This window comes from Streptomyces sp. NPDC059009, from assembly GCF_042740175.1.
GTDB lineage: Bacteria > Actinomycetota > Actinomycetes > Streptomycetales > Streptomycetaceae > Streptomyces.
This window is the reverse complement of record NZ_JBHYJB010000044.1, coordinates 41,174-55,888: the sequence shown is the minus strand read 5'-3', so window position 1 is coordinate 55,888 and position 14,715 is coordinate 41,174. Positions and strand designations below refer to the sequence as shown.

The following is a 14,715-nucleotide window of genomic DNA, read 5'->3' as shown; positions in this document are numbered from 1 at the left end:
TCCGTCGTGGTCGGTCGGAACGACAGGCATACGGGCACACGGGCACACGGACCTACGGGCGTACGGGTACACGGGCGTGGAGGGCGCGATGACGGAGCAGCGGGAACAGTCGGCGGACGACGCCATGATGACGCGCATCGGACAGGCGGTCATGCTGCATCACGGCGGCGACCGCGAGGAGGCACAGGGCCGCTTCCTCACGCTCTGGTCGGAGATCGGCGAGGGCGGCGACCCGCTCCACCGCTGCACGCTCGCGCACTACATGGCGGACACCCAGGAGGACCCCACGGACGAACTGGCGTGGGACCTGCGGGCGTTGTCCGCGGCGGACGGCCTCACGGACGAGCGCCTGGCCCGGCACGAGCAGTCCCTCGCGGTGCGGGCCTTCTACCCGTCCCTGCACCTCAACCTCGCGGCGGACTACGTGAAGCTGGGCCGCCCGGACGCGGCCCGCAGCCATCTGCGCTCGGCGCGGGCGGCGGTGGGGGCGCTGGGGGACGACGGGTACGGGGAGGGGATCAGGGCCGCGATCGGGCGGCTCGAGGAGGAAGTGGGGGAGGGGGAGGTGGGCTGAGGCGACCCGCCTCGGCTCTCAACTCCCGTATGCCTGGCGGCAGATGGCGGCCTCGGGGCTGTCGTGGCGCCAGTGACCGTACTTCTTGCCGAGGGCGCAGACGCCTGAGGGCTTCTTGTGGGGCGCGGAGTGCGCCGGGTGCCGGGGGTGGGCGGAGCGGGCCGGGTGGCGTCGGGGAGCAGCCGTCGCCGGGCGGGGTGCGCGGGCGGGCGTGACGTGTTCGGGCGTGACGTGTTCGGGGGAGGGGGGCGATGCCGGGGGTGCCGCACGGGTGAGGGCGGCGGCCGGTTCGGCGGGGCGCGGTGGGTGGGCGTGGGCGCCCATGAGCTGGAGGGACTCACGGGCGGGGGCCTGGGTGAGGCGGGGGCGCTGGGCGTCGGGAGAGGGAGCGGGAGGGCCCTGGGGGTACTGCCGGTGGCCGTGGGCGGACTGCCCGTGATCGTGGGTGTGCGGGCGGGGCACGCTCACGCAGCCCGACAGGGCCATGGCCAGGGCCGCGGCCCAGAGCAGGGTCGCGGCGCGGATCGTCGTGGTTCGGTGCACCCGCTCAACTGTGGTGTGCGGCAAGGAACTTGAGGGGGCGAATCAGAGGTGCGTGACCCGCACGGGTGACGGCGTCACTCGCCCGACACCCCGTCGATCCGCCCGCGCAGGAAGTCCCTGTGGCCGTTGTGGCGGGGCCGTGGCGAGGCGTACTCCTCGATCATGTGGGTGCAGTTCCAGCGGAGGTTGAAGGGGGCGTTCGTGCGGCTGTCCTTGCGCACCGAGAAGCCGAGTCGAGCCGGCCCTCCGGCATGGTGCGCTCGTCGGCGTCCAGAGGGGGATCGCTGCGTTCGGGGGTGGCTGCGCCGGGCTCGGGCGGCGGGTGGCTGCGCCGGGCTCGGGCGGCGTCGTCATGGCGGGCATCATGGCCCACGTACCGGCCGGGCACCACAGTGGGTGGTTGCTCCCCCGCCCCCGTAAGCTGCGCACGGCACAACGCACGACAGCAAGGAGACAGCGGTGAAGATCGGCTGCATCGGACTCGGAGACATCGCGCAGAAGGCGTATCTGCCGGTGCTGACCACGCAGCCGGGGACCGAGCTGCACCTCCAGACCCGCACCCCCGAGACCCTGGCCCGGGTCGGCGCCACGCACCACATCCCCGACGAGCGGCTCCACACCGACCTGGACGCGCTCCTCGCCCAGGGCCTCGACGCCGCGTTCGTGCACGCGCCGACGACCGTCCACCCCGAGATCGTCGGCCGTCTCCTGGAGGCGGGCGTCGCCACGTACGTCGACAAGCCGCTCGCCTATGAACTCGCCGACTCGGAGCGGCTCGTGCGCCTCGCCGAGTCCACCGGCACCAGCCTCGCCGTCGGCTTCAACCGCCGCCACGCGCCCGGCTACCAGCAGTGCGCCGAGCACCCGCGGGACATGATCCTCATGCAGAAGAACCGCGTCGGCCTGCCCGAGGACCCGCGCACGCTGGTCCTCGACGACTTCATCCACGTCGTGGACACGCTGCGCTTCCTGGCGCCCGCGGCCATCGACCACGTGTCGGTCCGGGCCCGCGTCGAGGACGGGCTGATGCACCACGTGGTCCTGCAGCTCGCCGGGGCCGGGTTCGTCGCGGTCGGCATGATGAACCGGCTCAGCGGCTCCACCGAGGAGGTCCTGGAGATCTCCGGGCAGGACAGCAAGCGGCAGGTCCTCAACCTCGCCGAGGTCATCGACCACAAGGGCCAGCCCAGCGTGCGACGGCGCGGCGACTGGGTGCCGGTGGCACGGCAGCGCGGCATCGAGCAGGTGGTGCTCGCGTTCCTCGACGCGGTCCGCGCGGGGACGGTGCTCAGCGCCCGTGACGCACTGGCGACTCATGAGCTGTGCGAGCGCGTGGTGCGTGCGGCCCTGGAGCAGGCCGCCGCCTGAGCGAGCGCAGCCCCTCGGTGACGCAGAGCGCGACGAGGACGAGGACCGCGCCGTACACCGGCCAGTCACCGAACCGGACGTACGCGGTGGTGCCGGTGGCCGTCGGCACGTCGTAGACGCGCGCCGCGCTCTCCTCCGTGCCGAGCGGCCGCCCGACCCGCGTGCCGTCCGGCCCGTACACGGACGAGACCCCGGTCAGGGTGGCGTGCACCATCGGGCGCCCCGTCTCGGCTGCCCGCAGCGCCCCGAGGGAGGCGTGCTGCTGGGGCGCCCAGCTGTGCTGGAACGACGACGTCGCGGACTGGGCGAGCAGCAACCCCGCCCCGTCGCGGGTGAGCTGGCGGCTCATGTCGGGGAACGCCGACTCGAAGCAGACCAGCGGCCCCACGCGCACGCCGTGTCCGACGTCCATGACCACCTGGCGGTCGCCGCGCCTGCGGTCCTCGCCCGCCGCCTTGCCCACGGACGTGGCCCAGCCGAGGAGGGAGCGCGCCGGGATGTACTCGCCGAAGGGGACGAGCCGCATCTTGTCGTAGCGGTCGCCGGTGGGGCCCTGCGGGCCGACCAGGACGGTGCTCTTGAAGATGCCGGGCCGGTCGGAGCGGCGCGCGTCCACGTTCACCAGGATGTCGGCGCCGACCTCGCGGGAGAGCGCGGCGACACGGCGGGCGAGGTCCGGGCGGTCGGTGAGGTCGAAGCCGACGCTGGACTCGCCCCACACGACGAGGTCCGGATCCTGGCCCGCGAGCGAGCGGGTCAGCGCCTCCTCGCGCGCGAACCGCTTCTCGGCGCCGCCGTCCGCCTCGCCCACAACTCCCGGCTGCACGACGGCGACCCGCACCCGGCCCGCCACGTCCGGGCGCGGCGCCCAAGCCCAGGCGGCGCCGGCCACCGCGGCGACGGCGACGAGCCCGGCGACGGCGGGGACGGCGACGGCAGGGGAGAGGGCTGGGGAGAGGGGAACGCCGAAGCCCTCGCCGGTACGGGACACCCGCGCGCCCATTCCTGTACGGGTGTTCCCCGTTCCCGCCCGGGCGCGCCGGTGAGCGAGCGCCACCACCACGAGCACCGCGACCGCCGTGTTCACGGCGATGAGCAGGGCGCTCACCAGCCACACCCCGCCCACCGAGGCGAGCCGCAGCGCGGGCGTCACCTGCCACTGGCTGGAGCCGAGCAGCCCCCAGGGTCCGCCCAAGCCCTGCCAGGAACGGACCAGTTCGACCATGAGCCAGGCCGAGGGCACGACGGCCAGGGACGCGGCGGTCCGCCCCTGCGACGGCGCCCCGCCGAGGAAGCGCCGCACCAGCCAGGCCCAGGGCGCCCACAGCGCGCCGAGCAGCGCGGCGATGACCACGGTGAAGACGTGCAGGCTCGGCAGCAGCCAGTGGTGGACGGCCAGCATGTACCCGAGGCCGCCGAGCCAGCCGTCACAGGCCGCCCGGCGCCCCGAACCAGCGGAGCGCGCGAGCAGGATCCACGGCACGAGGGCGACATACGCGAGCCACCACAGCGACGGCGCGGGAAAGGCGAGCGCGGGCAGCGCGCCCGCGGCGACGGCGGCCGCGCCACGCCACCACGGCGAGACGAGCAGCGATCCGGCCAAGCCCATGCAGCGCCTCCTTCGGCCCCCGACGCCGGGGTCCTCCCAGTGTGCGCGCCCGAGACGATCTAGGACAGTGGACGTTCCGGACCGGCTGCGCGACGGCCGCGTACGGCGCTCGATCCTAGGCCGACCGGGTGCGGCGCCACTTCTCCGTGACGGTCACGCGGCGCATCCGCCAGCCACCGCGCGTGCGCACCACGGCGAACCCGTACCGTCCGCCGCACTCGAAGTCGGGTGCCGTCCCGTCGGGCTCCGCGCCGCCGGGGCGCGCGGCCATGCGCATCGGGTTGAAGTAGTCGGCCTGCACATGGGCGCTGTCGCCGGTGTCCTGTTCCAGGTGCTCGAACCTCAGCTTCCGGTTGCTGATGAGGTGCTGGCGCATCGGGAAGAGCGCCATGGTCTCGGCCAGCCAGTCGGCCACGTCCTGAGCACTGCCCTCGATGCCGCCCGCCGACCGGTAGTCGGCGCGGCCGTCCGACGCGAACAGGCGCCGGTATCCGTCCCAGTCGCCGTCGTCGACGGTGACCGCGTATTCGGTGATGAGGGCGTCGATGGCCAACCGGTCCATCACGGCTGCGAGTTCCACGCGCTGCGTCATCGGATCAGTGTTGGGCACGGTGGGTGGAGAGCCAAGGGGTGTGAACCCTCCGGTGTGCGGGCATTCCGCGGGATGACGACGAGAGCCGGGAACGGGAGGGACGCGACCATGAAGAACGAGGAACGCATCGCGGTCTACGAACGGCAGGGCAATCGCAAGGAGTTGACGCCGCGCCAGAAGCGGCGGATCGCGAAGAAGGCGCGGCAGGGGAAGAAGTAGCGTCGAGCCGTCGAGCCGTCGAGCCGTCGAGCCGTCGAGCCGTCGAGCCGTCGAGCCGTCGAGCCGACGGGACCACGGGACCACGGGGTGACGGGACGATGGGACGCGGATTCCCGAGCGCTAGCGGTCCTCTGTGGCCGCTCGCAGCGCCGCCGCGACCGAGGTGAGGTCCAGGTCCACGACGACCGTCCCGTCGCCGTCGTGGACGCCGCGCTCCGTCACGGCGAGACCGATGAGAGCCAACTCGGCGGCCTGGTCGCGGAGTTGATGCTCCGCCACTGACTCGTCCGAGTCACACGACTCGCTCTCGTCGCGCTCCCACGCCGCGGCCGCCGCCTCCGCCAGGCCGCGCGGCAGGCGGACGGTGACCGTCCGGTCGACCTGCGCCCGGAGCCGGGCCCCGAGCGCGGCGAGCAGCTCCGCGTCCCGCTGATACCGAAGGTACTGTCCATGAGCGTGCACGAGCCGAGCCTATCCAGCGCCGCCGCACCGCCCCGGAAGGGCGCGCTGCTCATCGACGTGGGCGGGGTGCTCGTGCGGGAGTACCTGCCGGGAGCCGCGGACCACTGGGGCGCACGGCTCGGCCTCTCCCAACGGGCCTTTCTGCGTGCGATGTTCGAGGGCAACGACGACGGGGTCCTCGTCGGGCGGGTCGGCGAGGACGCGTGGTGGCGGGTGATCCAGGAGCGGCTCGGCGTCGGTGCCGGGCCGATCGCGGAGATCCGGGACGACCTCGCGGCCAGGGAGACCTGGGACCCGGAGCTCGTGGCGCGGCTGCGGGCGCTGCGTGGGGCGGGTGGGGCAGGCGGCACCGGCGCGATGGGTCGGGTGCCGACAGTCCCGTGGTCGTCGTGAGCAATACCTGGCCGGGGCTGCGGGAGCGCATGGCGGCCGGAGGGCTCCTCGACCTCGCGGACCACCTGGTCCTCTCCTGCGAGGTGGGGTGCGCCAAGCCGGACCGGCGGATCTATGAGCTCGCTCTCGAACGGGCGGGCGCGGAGCCGGAGTTGAGTCTCTTCATCGATGACGTGGCCGCCAATGTCGACGCGGCGACGGCGCTGGGTATGGCGGGCCATGTGCACACGGGCGCGCGGGACACGCTGGCGCGCATCGACGCTTTCGTACGGGATCGGGGGGTACGGGCGCGGGGCGACGGGAGCTGACGGCGCGGGCGCGGGGTGGCCGGAGAGCTGAGGGTCCGGGCGTCGTGGGCCGGGGGAGCGGCCCGTCAGGCCGCCTCGACGACCTCGCCGCGGACCGCCGCGGCCCACTGGGTCACCAGCTGTTCGTACTCTCGACGCTGCTCGGCCGAGAGGTGTCCGTCGGCGCGCAGCCACAAGCCGCGGATCCGCTCGTTCAACTCGGCGGCAGACCGCACGGAACCACGGGGCTGGGGGTTCGGTGGCATAGGGACAAGCCTAGGGGATGGCTCCGACAATCGGAACTGTGAGCAACTGATCACCTGCATCAAGTGATCGTCCGGGAGCGGTAGTTGGCGCGATCTGCTCGTTCCGTGGCGTGCTTCACCCGGGGTGTGAACGAGGCGCCGCCGCGCGGGTCGAACACACCCTGCACGCGCGCCGGGGACGGCGGTTGACTTGTCAGAGACCGTCCGGTCTGAGCACCCGGGCGGTGCGTGGGGCCGTCGGTCTTCCCCCGAGCCGGCGGCCCGCCGGTCCGGCGCCGGTCCGTGGAGAGTTCGTCGGATGGCTCGTCGGATAGTTCGTCGCACGAATTATGATGTTTTCCGGTGTTACCCTGACCGCGTGGAAAAGCGAGAAGACGGCCAGAGCGGCCAGAGCGGTCAGATGGGCATCGTGGCCGCCCTTGTGCGGTCCTCGTTCCTGGTGAACTCGGTGTACGCGGAGTCGGGCCGGGAGTACGGAGTGACGCCGCAGCAGGGGCAGTTGCTCTGCGTGCTGATGGGGCGGCCTTACGGGATGAGCGAGTTGGGGACCGTGCTGCGCCTCGCCAAGTCCAGCCTCACCGGGCTGGTCGACCGCACCGAGCGCAACGGCCTGGTCAGGCGGGAGTCCGACCCGAGGGACACGCGCGCGGTGCGGGTCGCGCTCACCCCTCAAGGCGCCGAGCTGGCACGGGAGTTCTACGACGAGACGTGCCGCCGGATCGAGCGGCTGCCGGGTGGGCTCGGTGCCGCGGAGCTGGAGACGCTGGCGGATCTGCTGGGCCGCGTGGTGCTGGACAACGAGGTGCCGGTGGTCTTCGGGGGGTAGTGAGCCGCGGGCTCGAATTCCAAGGAAGAGGGTTGTAGTTCGCGCCACGAACCAATAAAGTTCGTGACACGAACTGTGGCCCTCTTCTCTGTGGAGCGCGCGGCGGTGTCGGTCAACTGCCCTCGCCCGAGGGGCCGTTCGTCGCGTCCCCGGGCCGCTTGGTGGGCCGGTTCGGCCCCGCGTACTCCTGACCGCCCCCACGAAACCACCACGAACAGCTCTGGAAAGGCAGCACCATGTCCGTACTCTTCGGCTTCGGCGCGCACAGTGGCATCGACGGCGGGGCGGAGCTGCTGCGCTCGGTGCAGCAGGCCGACCGTGACGGTCTCGACCACTTCTCGCTCTCCGACCACCCCTACCTCGGCGACCGCCTCGACGCCTACGCCTCGATCGGGTTCCTCCTCGGCCGCACCGAGCGCATCGCGGGCTTCGCCAACGTCACCAACCTGCCCTCCAGACCTGCCCCGTTGCTGGCCCGTGCGGTGACGTCGCTGGCGGCGCTGTCCGGCGGGCGGATCGTGCTCGGCATGGGCGCGGGCGGGCTGTGGGACCGGATCGCCGACCTGGGGGTGGAGCGGCTCACGCCGGGTGAGGCAGTGGAGGCGTTCGAGGAGGCGATCGTCCTCATCAGGAAGCTGTCGGGCGGCGGCGCGCCCGTCACCCACGAGGGCCGCCACTACCGGGTGCACCAGATCGAACCCTCGCCGGTGCCCGCGCCCCCGGTCTGGACCGGCTCGGTCGGCCGGAAGTCCCTGGCCGCGACGGGCCGGGTGGCGGACGGCTGGATCCCGGGCCACGCGGCGGACTGGCGCAGCGAGCGCTACCGGACGTCGCGGCCGGTCATCGACGAGGCGGCGGCTGCCGTGGGCCGCGACCCGCGCGAGATCCGCACGGTCTTCAACCTCCCCGGACGCGTCACCGAACGGCCCCTGCCCGCCCCGCGCGACGGCGACGGCCGCTGGCTCGGCGGCTCCGTCGACCAGTGGGTCGAGGAGCTGACCGGCGCGGTCCTCGACCACGACGCGGCGGGCTTCACGCTGTTCGCGGCCGACCACGGGACACAGGACGCCGCGGCGCTCGGCCGGTGGGCCACGGAGATCGCGCCCGCGGTGCGGGAGGCGGTGGCGAAGGAGACCGGGGCCTGAAGGCCCGCGCGCGTGGGTGCCTGGAGCCAGGAGCGCCCCGCGGGGGAAGCAGGACCTCACCTGATCGGCGGCAGCCACCGCGCACCCCTCGGCCGTCGCGGCTGAGCGTGGAGGCATGAACCGAACCCTCCGCGCCTGCGCCACCGGCGCCCTCGCGCTCATCCCCGCCCTCGGACTCGCGGGCGTCGCCCACGCGGCGCCCGCCGCCGTCGGCACGGCCGTCGTGGCCGACGCGGCCAGAGCCCAGTCCGACCCGACGCCCCCCGCCTCGAACTGCACCTGCGGGGGCTTCGCCGGCCGCCCCTGCCCCCAGGGCTACCACTGTGTCGACGACCCGCGCGACAGCTGCGACCCGCAGCACGGCGGCGCCGACTGCGGCGGCCTCTGTGTGCCCGACGGCTACAACCTCACGCCCGCCCGCGGCCATCACCACCAGGCGGGCATCAGGATCGACCTCTGAGGCGGAGGGGGTGGCTCAGCCCGCCGACTCTCCCGCGTGCGGGCTGAGCGCCCCCGTCCCCACCAGGACGAACAGGACGATGCCGAGCAGTACGCGGTAGTACACGAAGGGCATGAAGGACTTGCTGCTGATGAACTTCATGAACCAGGCGATGACGGCATAACCCACTACAAAAGCGATGAGCGTCGCGAAGATCGTCGGGCCCCACGACACATGGCCCCCCTCGCCCGCGTCCTTGAGCTCGAAGACACCGGAGGCCAGGACCGCGGGGATGGCGAGCAGGAACGAGTAGCGGGCGGCGGCCTCGCGGGTGTAGCCCATGAGGAGGCCGCCGCTGATCGTGGCGCCGGACCGGGAGACGCCGGGGACCAGGGCCATCGCCTGGCAGACGCCGTAGATCAGGCCGTCCCTGACGCCGAGTTCCTTGAGGGACTTGCGCTGCTTGACGGCGCGGTGCTTGCCGCCGGTCTCGTCGCGGGCGGCCAGCCGGTCGGCGATGCCGAGGACGATGCCCATGACGATGAGCGTCGTGGCGATCAGGCGCAGGTCGCGGAACGGGCCCTCGATCTGGTCCTTGAACGTCACGCCGAGCACGCCGATCGGGATCGAGCCGACGATGACGAGCCAGCCCATCTGAGCGTCGTGGTCGGAACGCGGCACCTTCCCGAAGAGGGAGCCGAACCACGCCGAGATGATCCGGGCGATGTCCTTGCGGAAGTAGATGAGGACGGCGGCCTCGGTGCCGATCTGGGTGATCGCGGTGAACGCGGCGCCCGGGTCGTGCCAGCCCGCGAAGGCCGCGGTCAGGCGCAGGTGCGCGCTGGACGAGATGGGGAGGAACTCGGTGAGCCCCTGGACAAGCCCGAGGATGAAGGATTCAAGCCAAGACATGAAAGAGGCGCCGTCCAAGTGCTGTGCAGGGGCTGCGGAGGGGGGTTGCGGAGAGAGAAGGAAGGAGAAGGGAAGGGCAGGACCGGACGGGGTAGGCGGTATCGCCGTCCTGTCGGGGGCAGCGTAGCGGCACAGGGTTACGGGGGTGCCGGAGGGCTGTTGCCGCGGGCGACTCGGGCCCGTCGGCGGGCCCGCTCCGTCGGCTGCCTCTCTTGCCGCGTGACGGCGTTGCGCCGTTGCGTCTGCCGCGTGACGGCGTTGCGTCGCTGTTGCCGTTACGCGGCCGTGGGCCCCGTCGTCGTCCAGCCCGGCGCCTGCGGGTGGGCCGTCAGGTCGTCGTGCCGGACCGTCTCGCCGCAGGACCGGCACGTCACCACCGGGACGAGCTCGTGGCCGCAGCTGTGCTCGATGACCATCGGGCGGTCCTCGTCGCCGCGCAGGTGGCGGTCGCCCCAGGCCATCAGCGTCATGAGGACCGGCTCGAGTTCGAGGCCCGCGCGCGTGGGGCGGTACTCGAAGCGCTGGGGGTGCTCGCTGTAGAGGGTCTTCTTGAGGACGCCCGCGTCCACGAGGCGGCGCAGGCGCGTCGCCAGGACGTCGCGCGGGGCGCCGATGTTGCGGACCAGCTGGTCGAAGCGGCCGTTGCCGAGGCAGACCTCGCGCAGGACGAGCAGCGAGTACTTCTCGCCGACCAGGGCGAGGGCGTCGGCGATCGAGCAGGGGCGCGGGGTCTTGGCCATGCGGTCAGTCTAGGGGCGGTTCGTGGGTGGGTTTGAATTTCCAACTCACCTCGCTACAGTGAGTCCAGATTTCCTACTCACTGGTAATCGCCAAGCGGGCCACGCCCCTTGGCGCCGAGGGAGGCCCGCACCATGCGTGACGCCGTCATCGTCGAAGCCGTACGCACCCCCGTGGGCAAGGGAAAGCCGCACGGCGCCCTTGCCCACCTCCACCCCGTCGAGCTGCTCGCCCACACCCTGCGCACCCTCGTCGAGCGCACCGGGATCGACCCCGCCGCGATCGACGACGTCATCGGGGGCTGTGTCGACCAGGTCGCCGAGCAGGCCATGAACACCACCCGCTACGCCGTCCTGTCGGCGGGCCTGCCGGAGTCGGTGCCCGCGACCACCGTCGACCGCCAGTGCGGCTCCTCGCAGCAGGCCGTGCACTTCGCCGCGCAGGGCGTCCTGTCGGGCGCCTACGACGTGGCCGTGGCCTGCGGCGTGGAGTCCATGAGTCGCGTACCGATGTGGTCCAACGTGCCCGCGGGGGCCGATCCGTTCGGGCCCGGTGTCGCCGGGCGCTATCCGGAGGGACTGGTTCCGCAGGGCATCAGCGCCGAGCTCATCGCCGCCAAGTGGTCCCTCACCCGCGAGCGGATGGACGCCTTCGCCACCACCTCGCACCAGCGCGCCGCCCGCGCCTGGGAACACGGCCTGTTCGACGCCGAGACCGCGCCCGTCGACGGGGTGACCAGGGACGAGTCCGTGCGCCCCGCCACCACCCCCGAGATCCTCGCCGGTCTCAGGCCCGCCTACTACGACGCGGACTTCGCCGCGCGCTTCCCGCAGATCGACTGGTCCGTGACGGCGGGCAACACCAGCCCTGTCAACGACGGCGCCGCCGCCGTCCTCATCACCACCAGCGAGCACGCCGCCCGCCTCGGCCTGCGCCCGCTCGCCCGGCTGCACAGCTTCGCCGTCACCGGCTCCGACCCGCTGCTCATGCTCACCGGCGTCCTGCCCGCGACGGAGAAGGTGCTGCGCAACGCCTCACTGTCCCTCGACGACATCGATCTCTTCGAGGTCAACGAAGCCTTCGCCAGCGTCGTGCTCGCCTGGCTGCAGGAGACCGGCGCCGATCCGGAGAAGGTCAATGTGCACGGCGGTGCGATATCGCTCGGGCATCCCCTCGGCGCGAGCGGCGCCCGGCTGATGACGACCCTCGTGCACGCGATGCGGGCGCGCGGGGCGCGGTACGGGCTGCAGACGATGTGCGAGGCGGGCGGACTGGCCAACGCCACGATCCTGGAAGCCTTGTAGCGGTCCCTCGGCGGTCCCTCGGCGGCCCTTCGGAGTCAGTTGCCGCGCAGGCGGTGGCGCTTGCACCACGCGACCACCGCCCCCGCGAGCCCCGTCACGGCGATGAAGCCCATCGCGATGAGGAACGCGGGCGAGGTCGGCGTCGACGCGCGGGCGCCCGCGACCACGTACGCCGCCGTGTTCGGGATCGAGCCGAGGCCCGTCGCGATCAGGAACGGGGCCCAGCCCATGCGGGACACCGACGCGCAGTAGTTCGCCGCCCAGAACGGCACCCCGGGAAAGAGCCGCAGCGCCATCATCGAGCGGAAGCCGTGCCGGCTCAGCTGGCCGTCGGCGGCCTTCAGCCAGCGGCCCCGCAGCAGCGGCCGCAGCGCGTCCTGCCCGAGGATCCGGCCGAGCCCGAAGGCGATCCCGCCGCCGATGACCGTGCCCGCGATCGACGCGGTGAGCCCCGCCTGGGAGCCGAAGAGCGCGCCCGCCGCCAGGTTCAGGAGCGGCCGGGGCACGAAGGCCGCCGTGCACAGGCCGTAGGCGACCGCGAAGACCGCGACCGCCGCGGCGCCGCTCAGCTCGGCGGGCAGGCCGTCAGAAAGTATCCGCTGCGGCTCGAAGAGCAGCACGCACGTGGCCGCCGCGGCCAGCAGGGCCACCAGCAGCGACAGCCGCGACCAGGGCGAGAGGAGCACCCTGGTGCAGCGCACGGCGAGACCCTGCGGACGAGTGGCTGCTGCGGTGTCGAGCATCCGGGGAGACTAACCGACCCATGTGTGTGTTCGCCGTATGGTGCGTCTCATGAGCGTCACAGTGCCGCCCAGCCCCCTCACCGACGCCGTGCTCCCCCGGCTCACCACGATCTACGCCCGGGCCGCCGACCCGGAGCGGGCCGCGCAGATGCGCGCGTACATGAAGGACGTCGCTCCGTTCCTCGGCCTGTCCTCTCCCGCACGCCGCGAGCTGAGCCGCGCCGTCCTCGCCGGGACGCCCCGCCCCGAGGAGGCCGACTGCACGGCGCTCGCGCTGCGCTGCTGGCGGCTGCCGGAGCGCGAGTACCACTACTTCGCCGTCGACTGTCTGCGCCGCCACGTGCGGCGCTGCTCCTCGGACTTCCTGCCTGTCGCGCGCCACCTGGTGACGACCGTCCCCTGGTGGGACACCGTCGACCTGCTCGCCGCGCACGTCGTGGGCGGACTCGTCGCGGCCGACCCGGCGCTGCGGGCCGACCTGGACGCCTGGATCGAGGACGACGACCTGTGGGTGGCCCGCACCGCGCTGCTCCACCAGCTCCGGTACAAGGACGCCACGGACACCGGGCGGCTCTTCGGCTACTGCGTACGGCAGTCCGGCCACCCGGACTTCTTCATCCGCAAGGCCATCGGCTGGTGCCTGCGCGAGTACGCCAAGACGGATCCCGACGCGGTACGGGACTTCGTCGCGAAGGAGCGGAGTCGGCTCTCGCCGCTCTCCGTGCGCGAGGCCCTCAAGAACATCGGCGCCTGACTTCCCGTATCGCCGAGCCCTGAACTCCCGTACGCCTCAGGGAGAACAGGGGAAAATCATTCGACGCGGCGTCGCCCGTCGGCGAAGATCTGCCTCATGTTCCGGCACGCCTTCCTCACAGCTCCGTCCGCAGTCGCGGACGCTGCGAAGGCTGCCGTTTTCCTCGCCGCCGCAGTCGACGGCGCCCGAAGCTGACCCTCTCCGGACATTCCGGCGGACCCCGCAGGGGGAGGGTCGGCGAGATCTCCGGGGTCCCCGCCTCACTCATGGAGGCCATCACTTTTTGTTCCGGAAAGGGACAGCACCAGCCATGCCCAAGACGGCTTACGTCCGCACCAAGCCCCATCTCAACATCGGCACCATGGGCCACGTCGACCACGGCAAGACCACCCTGACCGCCGCCATCACCAAGGTCCTCGCCGACCACGGCACCGGCGCGTTCGTGCCCTTCGACCGGATCGACCGGGCGCCCGAGGAGGCGCAGCGGGGCATCACCATCAACATCGCGCACGTCGAGTACGAGACGGACACCCGGCACTACGCGCACGTCGACATGCCGGGGCACGCCGACTACGTGAAGAACATGGTCACCGGCGCCGCCCAACTCGACGGGGCGATCCTCGTCGTCTCCGCGCTCGACGGCATCATGCCGCAGACCGCCGAGCACGTCCTGCTCGCCCGCCAGGTCGGCGTCGACCACATCGTCGTCGCTCTCAACAAGGCCGACGCCGTCGAGGACGGAGACGACGCGGTGCTCACCGACCTCGTCGAGCTGGAGATCCGCGAGCTGCTCACCGCGCACGGCTACGGCGGCGACTCCGTCCCCGTCGTACGGGTCTCCGGCCTCAAGGCCCTTGCGGGGGAGCCCCGTTGGACGGCCGCGATCGAGGCGCTGCTCGACGCCGTGGACACGTATGTGCCCACGCCCGAGCGGTACCTGGACGCGCCCTTCCTGCTGCCGGTGGAGAACGTCCTCACCATCACCGGGCGCGGCACCGTCGTCACCGGAGCCGTGGAGCGCGGCACCGTCAGGGTCGGCGACCGCGTGCAGGTGCTCGGTGCGGACACGGACACGGTCGTCACCGGCCTGGAGACCTTCGGCAAGCCGATGGACTCCGCGCAGGCCGGGGACAACGTCGCGCTGCTGCTGCGCGGCGTGCCCCGTGACGGGGTGCGTCGCGGGCACGTCGTCGCGGCGCCCGGCAGCGTCACGCCGAGCCGTCGCTTCACCGCGCAGGTGTACGTCCTGTCGGCGGGCGAGGGCGGCCGCTCGACGCCCGTCACGACCGGCTACCGGCCGCAGTTCTACATCCGCACCGCCGACGTGGTCGGCGACGTCGACCTCGGAGAGGTGGCTGTCGCGCGTCCCGGGGACACCGTCACCATGACGGTCGAGCTGGGCCGCGAGCTGCCCCTGGAGCCGGGGCTCGGCTTCGCGATCCGTGAGGGCGGGCGCACGGTGGGCGCGGGGACGGTGACCGAGGTCGTGTGACCGGAGTGGTGACCGGAGTCGCGTGATCCGGGTCGTGTGATCCGGGTCG

General features: G+C 72.6%; 18 protein-coding genes and 1 pseudogene. 10 read left to right on the top strand and 9 right to left on the bottom strand.

Going from position 1 to position 14,715, the window contains the following annotated elements:
• Positions 1–88 precede the first annotated feature (88 nt).
• Entirely contained in the window at positions 89–574 is a 486-nt protein-coding gene (locus tag ACFWYM_RS35235; protein ID WP_384846587.1) for a hypothetical protein, read from the top strand.
• Positions 575–592: 18 nt separating this feature from the next.
• On the opposite strand, the gene ACFWYM_RS35230 is transcribed toward ACFWYM_RS35235, so the two are convergent.
• A complete protein-coding gene (locus ACFWYM_RS35230; protein ID WP_384846585.1) occupies positions 593–1,117 on the bottom strand; it encodes a hypothetical protein in 525 nt (174 codons plus the stop codon).
• A 74-nt stretch (positions 1,118–1,191) separates the two neighbouring features.
• A pseudogene (locus ACFWYM_RS35225) lies at positions 1,192–1,323 on the bottom strand (DUF664 domain-containing protein); the annotation flags it as partial.
• 253 nt (positions 1,324–1,576) lie between these two features.
• Here ACFWYM_RS35225 and ACFWYM_RS35220 point away from each other — a divergent pair.
• Entirely contained in the window at positions 1,577–2,485 is a 909-nt protein-coding gene (locus ACFWYM_RS35220) for a Gfo/Idh/MocA family protein (protein ID WP_384846583.1), read from the top strand.
• Here the strand turns inward: ACFWYM_RS35220 and lnt are convergent.
• The 3 genes from lnt to ACFWYM_RS35205 form a co-directional block, all read right to left on the bottom strand.
• A complete protein-coding gene (lnt, locus tag ACFWYM_RS35215; protein ID WP_384846581.1) occupies positions 2,406–4,094 on the bottom strand; it encodes an apolipoprotein N-acyltransferase in 1,689 nt (562 codons plus the stop codon). The genes ACFWYM_RS35220 and lnt overlap by 80 nt on opposite strands.
• A 115-nt stretch (positions 4,095–4,209) precedes the next feature.
• Entirely contained in the window at positions 4,210–4,686 is a 477-nt protein-coding gene (locus ACFWYM_RS35210; RefSeq protein ID WP_384846579.1) for a nuclear transport factor 2 family protein, read from the bottom strand.
• 339 nt (positions 4,687–5,025) lie between these two features.
• Positions 5,026–5,367, bottom strand: a complete 342-nt coding sequence (locus ACFWYM_RS35205) for a hypothetical protein (protein WP_384846577.1) — start codon at positions 5,365–5,367, stop codon at positions 5,026–5,028.
• On the opposite strand from ACFWYM_RS35205, the gene ACFWYM_RS35200 reads away from it, so the two are divergent.
• Both ACFWYM_RS35200 and ACFWYM_RS35195 read left to right on the top strand, forming a co-directional pair.
• The gene (locus ACFWYM_RS35200) at positions 5,356–5,760 is read left to right on the top strand and encodes a hypothetical protein (RefSeq protein WP_384846575.1); all 405 of its coding nucleotides are present in this window, start codon (positions 5,356–5,358) and stop codon (positions 5,758–5,760) included. The genes ACFWYM_RS35205 and ACFWYM_RS35200 overlap by 12 nt on opposite strands.
• Positions 5,757–6,068, top strand: a complete 312-nt coding sequence (locus ACFWYM_RS35195) for an HAD-IA family hydrolase (RefSeq protein ID WP_384846573.1) — start codon at positions 5,757–5,759, stop codon at positions 6,066–6,068. The genes ACFWYM_RS35200 and ACFWYM_RS35195 overlap by 4 nt, the downstream gene beginning before the upstream one ends.
• Positions 6,069–6,133: 65 nt before the next feature.
• Here ACFWYM_RS35195 and ACFWYM_RS35190 read toward each other — a convergent pair whose 3' ends face one another.
• Positions 6,134–6,313: a hypothetical protein gene (locus ACFWYM_RS35190; RefSeq protein ID WP_384846571.1), complete on the bottom strand. Its 180-nt coding sequence runs from the start codon at positions 6,311–6,313 to the stop codon at positions 6,134–6,136.
• Positions 6,314–6,713: 400 nt separating this feature from the next.
• Between ACFWYM_RS35190 and ACFWYM_RS35185 the strand changes: the two genes are divergently transcribed.
• The 3 genes from ACFWYM_RS35185 to ACFWYM_RS35175 all read left to right on the top strand — a co-directional run bounded on the left by ACFWYM_RS35185 (position 6,714) and on the right by ACFWYM_RS35175 (position 8,744).
• Positions 6,714–7,139, top strand: a complete 426-nt coding sequence (locus tag ACFWYM_RS35185) for a MarR family winged helix-turn-helix transcriptional regulator (RefSeq protein ID WP_384846662.1) — start codon at positions 6,714–6,716, stop codon at positions 7,137–7,139.
• Between the two features lie 236 nt (positions 7,140–7,375).
• Positions 7,376–8,284 (top strand): LLM class flavin-dependent oxidoreductase, encoded by a 909-nt coding sequence (locus ACFWYM_RS35180; protein ID WP_384846569.1) that lies wholly within the window; start codon positions 7,376–7,378, stop codon positions 8,282–8,284.
• A 115-nt stretch (positions 8,285–8,399) separates the two neighbouring features.
• A complete protein-coding gene (locus tag ACFWYM_RS35175) occupies positions 8,400–8,744 on the top strand; it encodes a hypothetical protein (RefSeq protein ID WP_384846567.1) in 345 nt (114 codons plus the stop codon).
• A 15-nt stretch (positions 8,745–8,759) separates the two neighbouring features.
• Here ACFWYM_RS35175 and ACFWYM_RS35170 read toward each other — a convergent pair whose 3' ends face one another.
• Both ACFWYM_RS35170 and ACFWYM_RS35165 read right to left on the bottom strand, forming a co-directional pair.
• Positions 8,760–9,635, bottom strand: a complete 876-nt coding sequence (locus ACFWYM_RS35170; RefSeq protein ID WP_384846565.1) for an undecaprenyl-diphosphate phosphatase — start codon at positions 9,633–9,635, stop codon at positions 8,760–8,762.
• 275 nt (positions 9,636–9,910) lie between these two features.
• Positions 9,911–10,375: a winged helix-turn-helix transcriptional regulator gene (locus ACFWYM_RS35165; RefSeq protein ID WP_384846563.1), complete on the bottom strand. Its 465-nt coding sequence runs from the start codon at positions 10,373–10,375 to the stop codon at positions 9,911–9,913.
• Positions 10,376–10,507: 132 nt separating this feature from the next.
• Here ACFWYM_RS35165 and ACFWYM_RS35160 point away from each other — a divergent pair, with 132 nt between their 5' ends.
• Positions 10,508–11,677 (top strand): thiolase family protein, encoded by a 1,170-nt coding sequence (locus ACFWYM_RS35160; protein ID WP_384846561.1) that lies wholly within the window; start codon positions 10,508–10,510, stop codon positions 11,675–11,677.
• A 35-nt stretch (positions 11,678–11,712) separates the two neighbouring features.
• On the opposite strand, the gene ACFWYM_RS35155 is transcribed toward ACFWYM_RS35160, so the two are convergent.
• On the bottom strand, positions 11,713–12,420 hold the full coding sequence (locus ACFWYM_RS35155) for a TVP38/TMEM64 family protein (protein ID WP_384846559.1): 708 nt from the start codon (positions 12,418–12,420) through the stop codon (positions 11,713–11,715).
• Between the two features lie 49 nt (positions 12,421–12,469).
• On the opposite strand from ACFWYM_RS35155, the gene ACFWYM_RS35150 reads away from it, so the two are divergent.
• Together ACFWYM_RS35150 and tuf are read left to right on the top strand one after the other, a co-directional pair.
• Complete coding sequence (locus tag ACFWYM_RS35150; RefSeq protein ID WP_384846557.1) at positions 12,470–13,174, top strand: DNA alkylation repair protein; 705 nt, start codon at positions 12,470–12,472, stop codon at positions 13,172–13,174.
• A gap of 310 nt (positions 13,175–13,484) precedes the next feature.
• Positions 13,485–14,666 carry an elongation factor Tu gene (gene tuf, locus ACFWYM_RS35145; protein WP_384846555.1) on the top strand — a complete coding sequence of 394 codons (1,182 nt, stop codon included), beginning with the start codon at positions 13,485–13,487 and terminating at the stop codon, positions 14,664–14,666.
• Positions 14,667–14,715 lie beyond the last annotated feature (49 nt).

Coding starts and splice junctions, on each gene's coding strand:
- ACFWYM_RS35235 (WP_384846587.1), top strand. CDS start 89: ATGACGGAGCAGCGGGAACAGTCGGCGGACGACGCCATGATGACGCGC.
- lnt (WP_384846581.1), bottom strand. CDS start 4,094: ATGGGCTTGGCCGGATCGCTGCTCGTCTCGCCGTGGTGGCGTGGCGCG.
- ACFWYM_RS35210 (WP_384846579.1), bottom strand. CDS start 4,686: ATGACGCAGCGCGTGGAACTCGCAGCCGTGATGGACCGGTTGGCCATC.
- ACFWYM_RS35200 (WP_384846575.1), top strand. CDS start 5,356: ATGAGCGTGCACGAGCCGAGCCTATCCAGCGCCGCCGCACCGCCCCGG.
- ACFWYM_RS35190 (WP_384846571.1), bottom strand. CDS start 6,313: ATGCCACCGAACCCCCAGCCCCGTGGTTCCGTGCGGTCTGCCGCCGAG.
- ACFWYM_RS35185 (WP_384846662.1), top strand. CDS start 6,714: ATGGGCATCGTGGCCGCCCTTGTGCGGTCCTCGTTCCTGGTGAACTCG.
- ACFWYM_RS35180 (WP_384846569.1), top strand. CDS start 7,376: ATGTCCGTACTCTTCGGCTTCGGCGCGCACAGTGGCATCGACGGCGGG.
- ACFWYM_RS35175 (WP_384846567.1), top strand. CDS start 8,400: ATGAACCGAACCCTCCGCGCCTGCGCCACCGGCGCCCTCGCGCTCATC.
- ACFWYM_RS35170 (WP_384846565.1), bottom strand. CDS start 9,635: ATGTCTTGGCTTGAATCCTTCATCCTCGGGCTTGTCCAGGGGCTCACC.
- ACFWYM_RS35165 (WP_384846563.1), bottom strand. CDS start 10,375: ATGGCCAAGACCCCGCGCCCCTGCTCGATCGCCGACGCCCTCGCCCTG.
- ACFWYM_RS35160 (WP_384846561.1), top strand. CDS start 10,508: ATGCGTGACGCCGTCATCGTCGAAGCCGTACGCACCCCCGTGGGCAAG.
- ACFWYM_RS35155 (WP_384846559.1), bottom strand. CDS start 12,420: ATGCTCGACACCGCAGCAGCCACTCGTCCGCAGGGTCTCGCCGTGCGC.
- ACFWYM_RS35150 (WP_384846557.1), top strand. CDS start 12,470: ATGAGCGTCACAGTGCCGCCCAGCCCCCTCACCGACGCCGTGCTCCCC.
- tuf (WP_384846555.1), top strand. CDS start 13,485: ATGCCCAAGACGGCTTACGTCCGCACCAAGCCCCATCTCAACATCGGC.